Source organism: Lysinibacillus sp. IITD104 (assembly GCF_036698265.2).
Classification (GTDB): Bacteria; Bacillota; Bacilli; order Bacillales_A; family Planococcaceae; genus Lysinibacillus; species Lysinibacillus boronitolerans.
On record NZ_JBAHYH020000001.1, the window covers coordinates 2,360,114 to 2,375,103 of the forward strand.

The 14,990-nt window shown below is 39.2% G+C and carries 12 protein-coding genes; 2 read left to right on the forward strand and 10 right to left on the reverse strand.

The window, feature by feature from the left end; translation table 11 throughout:
• Positions 1–24: 24 nt before the first annotated feature.
• Complete coding sequence (locus V1L66_RS11975) at positions 25–1,101, reverse strand: undecaprenyldiphospho-muramoylpentapeptide beta-N-acetylglucosaminyltransferase (protein WP_333004112.1); 1,077 nt, start codon at positions 1,099–1,101, stop codon at positions 25–27.
• A 171-nt stretch (positions 1,102–1,272) separates the two neighbouring features.
• Here V1L66_RS11975 and V1L66_RS11980 point away from each other — a divergent pair, with 171 nt between their 5' ends.
• Positions 1,273–2,619, forward strand: coding sequence for an MATE family efflux transporter (locus tag V1L66_RS11980; protein WP_016994036.1), 1,347 nt, complete (start codon positions 1,273–1,275; stop codon positions 2,617–2,619).
• A 40-nt stretch (positions 2,620–2,659) separates the two neighbouring features.
• Here V1L66_RS11980 and V1L66_RS11985 read toward each other — a convergent pair whose 3' ends face one another.
• The 9 genes from V1L66_RS11985 to V1L66_RS12025 all read right to left on the reverse strand — a co-directional run bounded on the left by V1L66_RS11985 (position 2,660) and on the right by V1L66_RS12025 (position 14,562).
• Positions 2,660–3,736, reverse strand: a complete 1,077-nt coding sequence (locus V1L66_RS11985) for a Ger(x)C family spore germination protein (protein ID WP_333004113.1) — start codon at positions 3,734–3,736, stop codon at positions 2,660–2,662.
• 33 nt (positions 3,737–3,769) lie between these two features.
• Entirely contained in the window at positions 3,770–4,753 is a 984-nt protein-coding gene (locus tag V1L66_RS11990) for a GerAB/ArcD/ProY family transporter (protein WP_333004115.1), read from the reverse strand.
• Positions 4,750–6,183: a spore germination protein gene (locus V1L66_RS11995; protein ID WP_333004116.1), complete on the reverse strand. Its 1,434-nt coding sequence runs from the start codon at positions 6,181–6,183 to the stop codon at positions 4,750–4,752. Before V1L66_RS11995 ends, V1L66_RS11990 begins: the two co-directional genes overlap by 4 nt.
• A 120-nt stretch (positions 6,184–6,303) precedes the next feature.
• On the reverse strand, positions 6,304–9,258 hold the full coding sequence (locus V1L66_RS12000; RefSeq protein ID WP_333004117.1) for an EAL domain-containing protein: 2,955 nt from the start codon (positions 9,256–9,258) through the stop codon (positions 6,304–6,306).
• 199 nt (positions 9,259–9,457) lie between these two features.
• Positions 9,458–9,769, reverse strand: a complete 312-nt coding sequence (locus tag V1L66_RS12005; RefSeq protein WP_016994041.1) for a helix-turn-helix domain-containing protein — start codon at positions 9,767–9,769, stop codon at positions 9,458–9,460.
• Between the two features lie 101 nt (positions 9,770–9,870).
• Complete coding sequence (locus V1L66_RS12010; RefSeq protein WP_036078967.1) at positions 9,871–10,560, reverse strand: CAP domain-containing protein; 690 nt, start codon at positions 10,558–10,560, stop codon at positions 9,871–9,873.
• A 442-nt stretch (positions 10,561–11,002) separates the two neighbouring features.
• Positions 11,003–11,905: a CobW family GTP-binding protein gene (locus V1L66_RS12015; RefSeq protein WP_333004119.1), complete on the reverse strand. Its 903-nt coding sequence runs from the start codon at positions 11,903–11,905 to the stop codon at positions 11,003–11,005.
• Between the two features lie 68 nt (positions 11,906–11,973).
• Positions 11,974–13,488, reverse strand: coding sequence for a S41 family peptidase (locus V1L66_RS12020; protein ID WP_333004120.1), 1,515 nt, complete (start codon positions 13,486–13,488; stop codon positions 11,974–11,976).
• Between the two features lie 300 nt (positions 13,489–13,788).
• Entirely contained in the window at positions 13,789–14,562 is a 774-nt protein-coding gene (locus V1L66_RS12025; protein ID WP_258860139.1) for a GNAT family N-acetyltransferase, read from the reverse strand.
• A 129-nt stretch (positions 14,563–14,691) separates the two neighbouring features.
• Here V1L66_RS12025 and V1L66_RS12030 point away from each other — a divergent pair, with 129 nt between their 5' ends.
• Positions 14,692–14,955 (forward strand): hypothetical protein, encoded by a 264-nt coding sequence (locus V1L66_RS12030; RefSeq protein ID WP_016994046.1) that lies wholly within the window; start codon positions 14,692–14,694, stop codon positions 14,953–14,955.
• Positions 14,956–14,990 lie beyond the last annotated feature (35 nt).

The window sequence follows — 14,990 nt, forward strand, 5'->3', positions numbered from 1 at the left end:
TTCTTTTCTTTTTTCAAATAATACTTATTTCTTGTAACGTAAAATTAATGATGCCATTTCATCTGGTGTTTTTGGCTTTTGCGTTTTTGCCATTGTCTCCACCATTTCCACTTTACGCTCTGTTAGTGTATAAACAGACTTCATAAAAGATTCCTTCGTCAACTCGTCTTCCTGTAACACTTCTGCGTAACCTTGTTTTTTAAACAGGTTGGCATTTAAAATTTGATCCCCACGGCTTTTTTGCGCTGAGAGAGGTACTAATAGCATCGGCTTGTGAAGCGCTAAAAATTCAAAAATGGAGTTAGAGCCTGCTCGTGACACAATAAAATCTGCAGCATGCAATAAATCAGGTAACTCTGTTGTCACATACTCAAATTGCTTGTAGCCTGGCATTGCCTCCAGTGATTGGTCAAAATTCCCCTTCCCACATAAATGAATGATGTGAAATTGCTTTAGGAGCTCTGGTAAGTTTTTACGTAGTGCCTCATTTAAGACAACAGAGCCTAAACTCCCTCCCATAACAAGTAACACAGGCTTTAAAGTAGAAAAGCCGCAGAAAGCTAGCCCCCTTGCTCTTTCTCCCTCAAATAACTCAGGACGAATAATGGAGCCTGTGCAAGTAGCCTTCTCTTGAGGTAAATGCTTCAGTGTTTCTTCAAAAATTGTAAAAACATGTGAAGCAAAAGGTAAGGCTATTTTATTGGCAAGACCAGGTGTTACATCAGATTCATGGATGACAACTGGCACACCCGCTAATTTCGCCGCCATCACAACGGGTACAGAGACAAACCCACCCTTTGAAAAGACTACCTGTGGCTTCACTTTTTTTATAATACGAAAAGCCTGCATCATTCCAGCAAGCACTTTAAATGGATCTGTAAAATTTTTCATTGAGAAATAACGACGCAATTTACCACTCGCAATGCCATAAAACGGAACATCGGGGAACGCCTCGCCAATTAATTCTTTTTCAATACCTTGCTCTGAGCCAATATAGTGGACATCATAACCAAGTTCAAGTAAAGACGGGAGTATCGCCTGATTTAACGATACATGGCCAGCTGTCCCACCACCGGTTAAAATGATTGTTTGTTGTTTCACACAAATTCTCCTATTCCTTAAAAACCATTGTAGTTAGCACTACTTTTTGTTTACAGTGTTCTATTTTACTATATGCTGACGAAAAGATATAGATGAAGCATGAAAATTTCAGCTTTTCTCTCTTTACATATGCTATACTTGTTCATTATGTTCATGAAGGAAGTAGAAAATATGTATCAAACATCCACAATTAAGGAAAAATACGTGCTACTCTTAAAAATGATTGTCCCTATTTTAGTGACACAGGTAGCGATTTATCTTATTTCATTTTTTGATATTTTAATGTCTAGTCGTTACGGGACGGTTGATTTAGCAGGTGTTTCGATTGGTTCCTCCATATGGATGCCGATCTATACTGGACTTTCAGGTATACTCCTAGCTATTACCCCAATTGTCTCACAGCTTGTGGGAGCGAAAAAAGAGATGGATGCAAAAAAGGCAGTCCAGCAAGGCATTTATGTCGCGATATTGCTGGCGGTCCTTATTTTTACAGGACTCTTCTTTGGCATTGATTGGATACTTAGTAAGATGAACTTAGAGTCTGCTGTACATAGCATTGCAAAAGGCTACATCTATGCGATGTGTGCGGGTCTTTTGCCACTTTTCTTATTTTTTGTGATGCGTTGCTTTATTGACGCCCTTGGTCAGACACGGGTCACGATGATCATTACCTTAATGACAACACCCATTAATATCGTGCTGAACTATATCTTTATTTTCGGCAAATTTGGTGCTCCTGAGCTTGGCGGCATCGGAGCTGGTGTAGCGACAGCAATAACGTACTGGCTAATATTCATGATTACAGTATGGATCATCGCTAAACGAGTACCGTTCGAACGATTCCGTCTGTTTTATGATTGGCCTAAGCTTGAATGGCTTCGATGGAAGGAAATTTTATTGATTGGGGTACCGATCGGTATTTCCCTATTTGCAGAAACAAGTATTTTTTCTGCTGTGACCATGATGATGAGTAATTTCAGCACAGAAATTATCGCAGCCCATCAGATCGCCATCAATTTCACTTCCCTGTTATACATGGTTCCACTCAGTATTTCTATGGGTGTCACAATATTAGTAGGTTTTGAGATTGGCGCAGGACGCATGCGAGATGCTCGTATGTATAGTTATCTATGTGTCGGTACAGCCATTTTATTTAGCTTTATATCAGCTTGCATCTTATTTATTTTACGTGAACCTGTAGCGCATATGTATACGACAGATCAGATGGTTCTTGAGTATGCCGTACAATTTTTAGTCTATGCAGCCATTTTCCAGCTATCTGATGCGATACAAGCACCAGTGCAAGGCGCATTGAGAGGCTACAAAGATGTCATGATCACATTTATCATGGCCATTATTTCTTATTGGGTGATTGGCTTGCCAGTTGGGTACACCCTTGCCACACATACGGATTTCGGCCCATTTGGCTATTGGATTGGCCTTGTGGCAGGTTTAACAATGGGCGCCGTTACTCTATTAATCCGTCTGCTGATTGTTCAAAAAAGAGTAACTGTTTAATAAAAAATCGCCTTTTCTCCAAACTTGAGAAAGGCGATTTTTAACGTAAAACACCTGTACGAATGATTTTCACTTGAACAGACGGCACTAGCTGTAAGGATGCATAGATAGTATGCCAATCCTTCTGAAACATCTTGGGGTGATAGGCACGAATATATCGACCAATCCCCAACGTATCCGATTGCTGACCTTGAAGAATCCGCAAAACCTCCTCAAACTCTGCCTGCATTTGATTTTGAATCAGCTGCTGAACCTCCTTGAAAATGGGGTCCTTATATAAATGGTCATGTGCAAATTCCTCAATTTCTACCTCGATGAGATAATCCATGTCTATTCTTTTTAATTCCTCATTCACCGTCCATTGACGCTTGATATGAATGACCTCTGCTGTGATTGGCATCGCTTTTCCATCATGCTTCCACATATAGCTCATCCGTGCTTGTTTGCTAGGTTGATTCATTAAGAGAAGCATCGTGAGAGATTGTTTTGGTGTTAATACTGTACCCGTAAACCTTTGACCTGAAAACAAAGTGACGCCTGCCGCAACAGCATGCTTTTTATCCTCACTTAACTGAATATACGGTAGTGCTATATCAATTGTCTGTTCAAATAGCATGGAGCCAACCGTCTGTAAATCTAATTTCGGAAAAATTGTATTTTCCTCTGTACTTTCCATAAAACGTTCATAATAGTCTCCTGAACCCCCTGCCAAATCCTTTGTGAGCTCTATAAACGGCTTGACATCCCCTTCTGTTACAGCAATTTTTATCGATATCGGGTTTTGGGGATTACGAAAATAAATATCCAAAATATCATAAAGAGGCTCTCTTACCGTTTGATCCGATACAAGGATAGTCGATAGCTCAGATAAATCAATTGTTTGTTCTACTTTTAAATTGGCTTGATTCCGTACATCTCTTGGTGAAATGCCGTCCGCTTCAATCACTTCATTTTGCTGAGCTGCTGAATTCGGATAGGCATAATATCCCTTGTATGCCCCCACATATCCGTCCACCCCAACAAGCGTCACAACGGAAGCGTTTTTATAAAGTCGTTCATCCCAACAACCAGCTAAAAGTAACATAGACAAGAGGAGCATAATCCCTTTACGATACACGTTTTCCCCTCCATTTATTCCAACAAATGATCATCATTGGTAGTAGAATCGTAAACACGATGAGTCGTAGTGTATAGAATTTTTGACAAACTCAATGCGCTGAAATTGCATGACAAATAGCGGCAGGATAGCTAAGAGAAGATGATAAATAACAATACTGCGTTTCGGATGCTTCCGCTTTTTTGACAAATAAAGCACACGAAAGGACAAACCATAGATCATGACCGTAACAATGGACCAAGAAAGCCAAATATAGATGAAAAAAATATCCAGCCGTTTTACAAAATTCACTTCCTGTGATTTTAAAATATACATAATTGGCTCTGGTATCAGTTGAATCTCCTCCAAAGCAAAGAACATTTGTGTAAAGACAACCGAAAGAAAATAAAAGATAAAAAGGACGAGTTGGTAAATCAATAAGGGCTTTCCCTTCACCTGTAAATCCTGTTTGAGAAATGGACGATAAATGAGGTACATTTCAATCCCAAAAAAGGCATACATGCTATGGATCATGCCCGCCATGATTTGCCTAGTATTGTTCCACTCAACAGGGAAAAGATTACTCCACGTTAGATCCGGAACTGCCAGCATTAAAAAAATGACAAAGAGGAAAATGATCGGGATTAGCATGACACCAATGTTGATGACCGTTTCTGGTCTGACGAGGTTGGCATACAAGGATAATCCTACAATTAGCATGACAACAAGCCATTCAGGTGTTTGGGGCAAGACCCATGAGGCCAGAACATACCCCATATAGGCAATTAATACAGCTGTTATTAATAACCAATAGATAAGATAGACCCAGCGAAAGAAGCCATTTAAAAAGAAAGATTGATAATAGCGTTCAAAAAATAACAGCAAGCCGTAATGGAAGAGGCTAGCAAGGATGAAGACAAACCATGCACTATGCTGGCTGTATATGATTAACGGTGTTTGAAACGCAATGTAGACAACACCTGTCTGAATGATAAAGAGTAGTAAAAAAAATTGTGCCTTTGATAGAGAAAAATTCATGGTGTATCCTCATTTTTTCCCTTTTCATCCTTTGGTGGTTGAAAGGAAGTAACTTGGACTGTCGGTCTAATAAATGGCCAGCGTAAAAAAATTTTATAAACAGCTTTCGGTTGAAAAGGTACAATAGGTGAAAAATACGGCTGTTTCAATGACGTTAAACTAATTAAATGAATTAATAGGATGACAACCCCTACCACAATGCCTAAAAATCCAAATAATGAGGCAAGTAGCATAAACGGAAAACGGAGCATGCGAATCGTGCTATTCAATTCAACGGACGGGACGACATAGCTTGAAATGGCCGTTAGGGCGACAACAATGACCATTAAGTTTGACACGAGTCCAGCACTTACAATGGCATCACCGATCACTAATCCTCCTACGATCCCAATCGTTTGCCCTACTGATTGTGGTAAACGAATACTTGATTCTCGTATGAGCTCCATAATAATCTCAAGTATCAGTGCTTCAATTAGCGGTCGATAAGGGATATCATTAACATCATTTTTCACTTGATTACTTAATTCTAGCGGTAATACCTCAAAGTGAAAGCTAATCACCGCAATATAAAATGCTGGTAAAAAAACCGCCGTTACAAACGACAGTAAACGAACTATTTTATAAAAAGAGCCAACCACTACCCGACTATTATAGTCATCAGGTGTTTGATAGAAAGAGAAAAATGTCACAGGGCCAATCAAGGCAGACGGCGAAATATTGGTCATGACCACAACTTTACCCTCCACTAAATGAGCTACGACACGATCTGGATGCTCTGTATTTAACAATTGTGGAAATGGCGATAACACAGAATCCTCAAGGGCATCACTTAACTGGCCAATACTATAAAAATAGTCGATTTTAATGTCCGCAATCCGCTTTTCCATCTCTTGTAAGGTCTCAGGCTTTATGACCCCATCCATATAGAGATAATAAGCCTTTGTGTTCGTTTGTTGTCCAATTGTAAAAGATTTGACCACAAGAGCGGGATTATTCACTCGCTTTCGGATCAACGTTAAATTAGTATCCGCCCGCTCCACAAGCCCTTCATGGGAGCCTCGCAGAATATGTTCATTGTTTGGTTCCTCAAGGTTACGTCGAACTTCATTGGGAATCGCTAAAGTCAGCATTTTTCCCATGTCAGGCAAAATCACGAGCGTTTCACCTTGGCAAACCCGTTCAATTGCTTGCGGTAGCGCAAAATTATCGAGTGTTGTAAGGAGGGTTTCACTCCAAAAAGGTTTTTCTGTATCTAAACGTGCATAAATCGTATCCAGTATTTTTTGTACTTCCTTCGCATCAACAAGAGAAGCGTAAAAGCATAAAATAGCCGTGTCCCCTTCATGCCAATCTATTTGTCTGACGGTCAAATCCGAGGAATGGTAGAATGCTTTTTGTAGGCTTTTCATCATATACTCCACTTTATCCATAAAACGCCTCCTCTACTGGAGAGTATAAGCATCTTTCGTGTATTTCAAACGCTTAGATCGTGTGATTCCACACCATGAAAAAAGATGCCCACTAGAACATTTGGGCATCTTCATGATTCGCTATTTTTTAAAATAAGCTTCAATATCCTCATACATAAAGGGCGTTCCCTCTATTTTTTCATGGTGATTATGCAGGGCGGTCATTCGATTGATAATCGGTGCTAATTTCCCTTCATCCTCCTGCGTTAGATTGAAGGCGACACCATAAGAGTAAATTTGGTATTTTTCTTCTAAGGTCCATCTAAATGTGCCCTCTAGGTTAAATGATCGATTCATCAAAATAAAGCTAAATTTAAATTTCATCGTTTGATTAACTGGTAGCTTCAAAGAAGAGCGAACCTTCATGCCGCCTAAGCTAATATTTTCGATGATGATAGGGGTATGTCCAATATTTAGCTTTTGTTCATTCATTTCAATGATCGTCATGAAGCCCTTCACATAGGCAGGGAATTGAAAGCGGTAATATTTGCGTCGTTCCACCACAGGCTTTTTATGAACACTAGCTTTTTGTGGTGTTAAAATGCCTTGTGCCAGCATTTTTTCAAAGGCTTTCGCGGGAACTGCCTTCGTATAAATGCTACCTTGCAGATAATCACATGCTTGCTGCTTTAAAAAGATAAATTGCTCGTAACTTTCAACTCCTTTTGCCACTACCTGAATACCAAGCATTTTGGCTAAATAAATCGTTGTTGAAATGAGTCCATTTTCAATCGGACGATCATGACGAATTTCACGAATAAACGCTTCATAGATATGGAGTGTCGTTGGTTGGAATGTTCGCAAGGATTCTAAGGATGAATAGCCTGTTCCAAAATCACCAATAGCAATTTTGACACCAACTTCTTGTAATTCTTTGAGAACAGTCATCACACTTGTACTATTTTTTAAGATGGTACTTTCACTTATCTCGAACTGTAAATAATGCGCGTCAATCGAATTTACCTGTAATTGCTCTTGGACAAACTGAATAAAGCCCTTTTTCATCAGACGGATTGGCGATATCTTAATACTAATTGTTCGCAGCACATGCCCTTGCTGCTTCCAGTGCTGTAACAACGCACATGCTTTTTTAATCACCCAATCTGTAATGATATGAATCATATGGTTTTCTTCCGCTAATGGAATAAATTCACCAGGTGACACAAGGCCCCATTCTTTATGATGCCAACGAATTAATGCTTCTGCGCCGTTGATAATCCCCTTTTGCGGCTCCACCAATGGTTGGAAATATAATTCGAATTCCTCATTTAACATGGCTTGTCGCATATCTCGGTCTAACACATACTGCTTATAGGAAGTAATATCCTCCGTAAAGGCATAAATATGAAAACGATTCCTTCCCTGCTGTTGCGCGTAGCATAAAGCTGAATAGGCATTTTCTAATAAAATGTTTCTCGTTAGGCCCTCCTCTGGATAAAAAGCAATACCAATGCTAGCAGATAGGTGCAATCGATAGTCTTTTATAGAAAAAGGTGTATCAAAGGTTTTCAGTATACGGCTAGCCAGTGCGTAAATATGCTGCTTGCTCCCATATTTTTTAATGACAATGATAAAATGCTGATTGTCTAGGCGTGCCATGTAACTGTGATCATCTGTTAGTGTGGAAAAGTAGTTGGTCACCGTGCGCAGAAGCTCATCACTAATTTTCGTACCTAGCGCATTATTTATGATATGAAAGCGGTTAATCGAAATATATAATAGCGCAAAGGGTTCGCCAGCTAAGCATAATGTATCGACTTTATCATGTAAGCTCAATCGATTTGGTAAACCTGTTAATTCATCATAATACACTAAATAATTCAGCTTCTTTTCTCGTTCGATTTCCTTTGTAATATCAGTTACTAAGCCAAAAATATGGTTGACCTCCCCCTCCTGATCTAGTCTCGGCACAATTTGCTCCAGTAACCACTTTGTCTCATTCTTCCCCGTTAGGATACGATAAATCACTTGATAGCTTTTGCCTGAAGCGAGATGATCTGTATACGCTAATACTTCCTCACGATGTGCAGGATGAATCATATTAATCCATACTTCTGAGTCTTCGTAAAGCTTAGCTAATGGAATACCTAGAATTCCCTCCAGTCCTTTAGAGGCAAACAGCATATTACCACGAATGGAATCCCGCATCCAAATCCCTGCATCTAAATTGTCAAAGATAGAATGATAGTTGGCTAACGTATCATTTAGCGTTTTCTCAAGTAGTTTGAAAGCCGTTTCGTCTTTGACAACCCCAATCATCTTAAAGGGCTTGTCATCCTTCCAAATGACTTCGGCGGCAGCTTGTAAAAAACGCAGTTCATTGGTTTTACCGTGATAAATTCGGAAGTCACTGTCAAAATTAGTCCCTTTTCGCGCATGATTAAATGCATCATATGTCCTTTCATAATCATCTGGATGAATGAACTGAAAAACGTGATCAATCCCATCGTTATCTGAACGCGTAAAGCCAAAAATATGATAAAAGTTATCTGAGCAATAAAGTTTGTCATGCTGAATAAAGTACTCCCAGCTCCCAACTGCCGCAATATGCTGGGCGTAATTTAAATGCTTCTCATGGAGCATTAACTGATGCTTCATGGCGGAATACGTGGACATATCTTCAATGATTAAATAAAGCCCCTCCGAATAATTGTCGTCATTTTTGATCGGTATAAACGTCAGCACTAGGCTTAGGTTTTGTCCTTGATGCTGTAGTCGTTCAATATCAATTTTGACCGACTTTCCTCGCAATGTTCGATTGAATGCTCTTTTTAATCGTTTATAATCTGCATCAGTCAGAATTTTCTTAAAATCCTTCGCATGGCTAGGTCGATATTGTAATAGTTCAAAGAGTGCTTCTTGATTGACATAAATAATTTCGCCATCTGCCGAAAACACAATCATCATATCGGGGTGATACTTGGCAAAGGACATGGCATATGAAAATAAACGATGGTCTTGAGCTGTTGCTAGCGCAATCGTATGCGGTCTTTCTTCTTTTGCAAAAAACTGCTTTAATAGATTCGGCTTTTTCATCCTTCTCACCTCTCCCTACTTTTTACCCACTACTTATTTATCAATTCCCCCAAAATACAGTTTAAAAACTTCTATCTTATAAAAGAGAAAGAAAAGTTTCATCGACCGTTTTTCGCTGGAGAACTGCTCCTTTTCGAGGGAGAAGCGCTCTTTTTATTAGGTGATGCCCCTATCCAAAGAAATAGTTCATATGTTTTTCTTAAGGTACTACGATTAATTCCATATCCAGTAGCCATCGATCCATAGCTTGCTTTGGATAATAGACATTGTTCCCTACCTTCACATGAGGGATTTCGCTTATGTAACCATTTGATCCGTCTGGCACTTCTGTTAATTTTAACAATTCCACGACACTGATTCCTAAATAATCAGCTGCCTCTTCTTGAGATAATAGCTGGTGTTGCACGGGTTCTTTTGGCTGCTCTTTTAAACTAGTAGCGATGAGCCAGCTTCCTATTAAAAAAGACACCGCCAATGAGAAAATCGCTATTGCTATGCTATATTGTTTCAATTCTATCCACCCTTTCTCATCAAATTTTACCATTATTTCAATAAAAAAAGATGCCCTATAAGCTTTAAAGACTTATAGAGCATCTTTCAATTAATATAGAATTATTTTTGGATAAATTGTTGTGTCCAGTAGTTACCTGATTTCACGTATCCTACACCAATGTGCGTAAAATTACCGTTTAAAATGTTCGCACGGTGTCCTGGTGAATCCATCCACGCTTGTACTACTTCTTGTGGTGAGCGTTGACCTTGAGCAATGTTTTCACCTGCAGCTTTATAAGTGATGCCTAAAGCTTTCATACGATCAAATGGTGAACCAAATGTTGGGCTCGTATGTGAGAAATACTTGTTTGTTTGCATATCTTGTGATTTTTCACGAGCTGCAGCCATTAATTTTGCATCTGTTTGAAGTGGTGATAAACCAGCTTTTGTACGTTCAGCGTTCGTTAATTTCACTACCTCTTGTTCAAATGCGTTCACATCTGAAGTTGTTGTTGATGGTGTTGAAGTAGTTGGTGGTGTTGCTGGCTTTTCGTTTTGTGATGATTGATTATTATTTGGCTTTGTTGGTGTTGTATTATCTGTTGTTGGCGTCTCATTAGATGGTGTAGATGCCTGTGGAAGTTTAATCGTCCACTTATGATTGTTGTTTGACCATTTATAATAATAAACATTACAGTTTGTTGATTGCTGTTCGGAATTCCCCTCTGTTGTATTTGCAGCAGCAGAAGCTATTTGAATTGGAGCTGCTAATAGAAATGTTGCACAAATTGCAGTTAATGTTTTTTTCATGTTTGCAATTCCTCCTTCTCTGCCACTAATCGTAAGGGATGTTTTTCATTAAAATCTTACCAACATCTGCTAGCTACGCCAACGAAGAATAAAATGCCCGAAAAATCACGTTTTTTTCGCGCTATTTTTTAGCAGGTTTAACCAATCTATGAAATACTTACGTTTGAAAGAGGGTTGACACCCCTCCTAAACTAGTAAATATTTTAGAAAATAAACAACTAACATGAATAAAAAATGCATGTTTTATACATGTGTTTTTTAGCCTCTTTTTTCACTTCCATCTTTAAATCACCCTAGAGACGGCTAGTGTCGTAGCCTCTTGTCAACCTAATATTACAATTATGTTACAAGAGCGTTACATTTCGTTTACATAAAAATAAAACAACCTGTGTAAAACTTCACAGGCTGTTCAAGTGCAGAAACGCAATGGTTGCTTTATTCTTCAATTAACCCCAATAACAGGTAAGGAACCAACATTCTCTCCAATAATAACAAGTTTTGCTGGCATTTTTAGATATTCTGGGAGCCACTGAACCATTCCATAAGCATATTGGAACAGCATTGGGTTTTTGATGCCCTCAATCGGTACATAGCCTTTCATACGATAAATCGTTTCAGGTAATGCACGCACCCAATCTTCAAACTGCTCCTGTGTAAATTCCCGATCTGAGAATTCCACTAAGCGAGAGCCTAGCTGCATGGAGGCTATTGGTGCTTTAACTATATCTGCTTTATCGACCTGTGTCGTTGCCTTCAGTCCCTCTAATAAGCTGAGTGGTACGCGCCCATTTGTTGTTTGCAATATAAAGGCATGGGGATTCAAGCCCTGCAGTTCATAGACGACCTGGCCTTGCTCTGCCTCTGTTAATAAGTCTGTTTTATTTGCTAATAAGAGGTGGGCATGGCGAATTTGCTCCATAAATAAAGAGCGCACTTGTGGTGTTAATGTATCACGGTGTAGCCAGAGCTTGGAATCTGCCACCGTGATAATGCCTTTCACATTGAGCTGATCTGCAAAAAGCGGTGAAAAAACGGCATCTAAAGCTTCTACAGGATGTGCTGCACCTGTTGTTTCGATAATGAGCACATCAAAATCACTATCTAATAGAAGAGATTGAATTTGGGCCTCTGTTTTTTCAGCACCTGAACAGCAAATACAGCCCTCTAGCATCTCCTTGAGCGGAATATCCTTTTCCACTGCCTGTGAGTCAAATGGTAGCTTCCCTAGCTCATTCATAATAACAGCAGGCTTTAATTTCTTTTCTTTTAGCTGGCGAATGACATCTGTCAGCATGGATGTCTTGCCACTCCCTAAAAAGCCACTAAATAGGTACACATCTTTCATTCTCGTTCCTCCCATAAAAAAAGCTGTCGCAGATGCCGTGAAAGACGACTGCTGCGACAGCTACATTGTTAGTTTGTTGTTTCCTCTGTTTTTTCGGCTGTTCCTACAAGAAGCTCTTTCGCTTTTAATAACTGAGGATCATCGGCTTTCATTTTTGCACGTAACGCATCCATTAATGCATACGTTGTATTGCCTGTTAAAATACCAGTTTCTTCAAGGTTGTTCGCGGCTTGTAGTTTTTCTACTGCCTGCGCGGTATTGTCATCGAAGATTCCATCTACTTCACCAGGCTCATACCCTAGCACCTGAAGCATTTCCTCTGCTGCTTTCACAGAGTCAGATTGTAAGCCTGTCTTCATTTCTAAAGAGGCATTCAAGTAAGGTAGAGAGGCATAGGATGGATACGCAACTTTGACATCAGGCTCAATTCCTTTTTCATTAATCCAGTTGCCATTCGGTGTTAACCATTTACCTGTCGTAAATTTTAAATTAGAGCCATCTTTTAATGGTGTAACATTTTGGACAGTCCCTTTACCGAATGATGTTTCACCAACAACTTTAGCACCAACGGACTCTTTTAATGCTCCTGCTAATATCTCAGAGGCTGAAGCACTGCCACTATCAACTAGTACCGTGATCGGTAGGTTATATTTTTTACCTGCAATGGCATTTGTTATTTGAGGTTCCGCATCTTTTTCTTGTACCTGAACAATCGCTTTTCCTTCTGGTACAAAGAAATTAGAAATATCAACTGCAGCCTTTAGGTAGCCACCAGGATTTTGACGTAAATCCAATACAATGCCCTTCATTCCTTTACCTTCATACTCAGCAAGGATTTTTTCAAGCTCTTGGGCCGTTTGTTCACTAAATGATGTAACTTGAATATGGGCAATATTGCCATCCAGCATTTCACCATAAACGGTTTCAACTGGGATATCATCACGAACGATGGTCATTTGAATGGGTTCCGTATTTTCGCCTCGTTTTACCGTGAGTTTTACGGGTGTTCCTTTTTCGCCACGAATGAGTGCAACTGCCTCTGTTGCACTTAAGCCCTGAATGCTTTTCCCATCAACTGTTAAGATAATATCTTTTGGTAATAAGCCTGCCTTTTCAGCAGGAGAATTTTTGATAGGTGACACAACTGTAATATAACCATTACGTTCTTGGATTTCTGCACCAATTCCTTGGAAGCTTGAAGATAAGCCAGAATTAAATTGATCCGCTTCTTCCTTTACCATGAAATCGGAATAAGGATCGTCTAATGCATCAAACATACCATTAATTGCACCATCGACCACTTTTTCATCATCAATATCTTGGTAATAGTTATTTTTCAGTAAATCAAATGCTTCATATAATTTTGTAAATTCCTCTCGTTCAATCGGAACTTTCACTTCTACTACTTTCTTATCACCAAAGGTTAACGCAAATATTGTTAAACCTGCCGTAATAAGAATTGTAAAGAACATTAGCATGATAAATTTAAACGGTTTCAGTTGTATAAATTGTCCTGCCGGCTTTATTTCAGCTGGAGTCGGCTCCTGCTGCTGTTCTGTACTTTCTTTTTTCTGTTCATCCATCTTGATTGTCACCACTCTCATTTACACTAACTTGTTGTCACACTACTACCATCTTAACAGGTTATCCAGAAGACGAAAAGAAAAAGACTGTCAAAATTTCATGACAGACCTTGTCCTATCATGCTTCATTTTAACTAGCATTCCAGCACCTATTCACCCATCATACTACTAAGTTTAGGCATATTATGGTACTGCCTTTTAATTTTACTCATTTCCTAGTAGCAGTCAACAAAAAACTCAAAGAATCATAGAAGTGCTATAAGAATATAACGTGCCAGTGTCCAAAAAAGTTGCATCCAATCAGGAATTATTCATGAGTTTTTGCAGTTTTTTATAAACGGAATGCACGGTTAATCGATGAAAGGAAATCAATTGTCCTTTATAAACCACTGAAAAAATACCATATGGCGTCGGTGATTTCTCCATCAGCTCTTCTCTCGTTTGAAGATCCACCAGCACTGGCTGCAATCCTAATTTTTCGGCAGCTAATTGAATATTTTCCGTGGCGACGTCTACATATGGACATTGAAAGGAACGTAAAATCGTTAAATGAGGAAATCTCGTTAATCGTTCCTGCCAATTATCAGGAAAGTATGGCCGTTCAACGCTTTCATGAAATGGAAACACCCATAGTTCAAAATTATCGAGTGCTGTTGCAATATGTTGAAAATGGTGTTGTAAAAATAAATCCTTGCTTGGCGTCCAGGAAGTTTGGTCATTCGTTATGACCACCACTCCCTTTTTCCCACGTTCCTCGGCATCCTTTAAGCATCTCTTCAATAATCGTGTGCCATAGCCCTTGCCCACTGCACTTACCCATAAACAGTGAATTACCACGTAGCCATCTGCATGTACAACTCTTGAAGAGTATTCCGCGTCCGTATATTCTATAAAACCCACTTGTTTTTGATTTTCAAGTACTTGTATGTAATGTAAGCCCTTTTCAAATTGTTGATTAAGCCATTTGTTTTTGTTCTGATAGCCCTCTGTTTTCTTCTTGCTTCGTAAACAATAGCTGCCTTTCCCCTCTAGCAGCTCACCATTCATTTCAATCAGCTCTACATGTTGTGTCAATGCTAGTCCCCCAATCCGTTGATTGTGCTAATTTTACCATTTTTAGTGAATCATTCAACCACTCGGAATCGCCTTTTCACTTGTTGTCGCATATGATGCAAGTAATAACAAATGTAAAGAGGCAAAATAATGGGGAGAACGAATAAACCGAACCAAAATAATGATTCGCTCGAAATTTATGCGGCAAAGTTAGCCTATATTGGTACAGCCATATCAACATTAGGGGATGGTTTACAAACCATCGCAGCAGGCTTAGCTTTAGAAGCCCTCCAAAATGCCAACAATAATTCATCTCCGTCAAATGGTGAACAAACAGTCAAAGTCGATAACATGCAAAAGCAAATTGATTATTTAATTGCTGAACTTAAGCAAATTAAAAAAATGTTAAAATAATCCTTCCCTTACATAAAGAGAAGTGTTGAAGATGT

What these genes read in the sequence shown, in the direction of transcription:
- V1L66_RS11980 (WP_016994036.1), top strand. Translation starts at nt 1,273, where the DNA reads ATGTATCAAACATCCACAATTAAGGAAAAATACGTGCTACTCTTAAAA.
- V1L66_RS11990 (WP_333004115.1), bottom strand. Translation starts at nt 4,753, where the DNA reads ATGAATTTTTCTCTATCAAAGGCACAATTTTTTTTACTACTCTTTATC.
- V1L66_RS11995 (WP_333004116.1), bottom strand. Translation starts at nt 6,183, where the DNA reads ATGGATAAAGTGGAGTATATGATGAAAAGCCTACAAAAAGCATTCTAC.
- V1L66_RS12000 (WP_333004117.1), bottom strand. Translation starts at nt 9,258, where the DNA reads ATGAAAAAGCCGAATCTATTAAAGCAGTTTTTTGCAAAAGAAGAAAGA.
- V1L66_RS12010 (WP_036078967.1), bottom strand. Translation starts at nt 10,560, where the DNA reads ATGAAAAAAACATTAACTGCAATTTGTGCAACATTTCTATTAGCAGCT.
- V1L66_RS12015 (WP_333004119.1), bottom strand. Translation starts at nt 11,905, where the DNA reads ATGAAAGATGTGTACCTATTTAGTGGCTTTTTAGGGAGTGGCAAGACA.
- V1L66_RS12020 (WP_333004120.1), bottom strand. Translation starts at nt 13,488, where the DNA reads ATGGATGAACAGAAAAAAGAAAGTACAGAACAGCAGCAGGAGCCGACT.
- V1L66_RS12030 (WP_016994046.1), top strand. Translation starts at nt 14,692, where the DNA reads ATGGGGAGAACGAATAAACCGAACCAAAATAATGATTCGCTCGAAATT.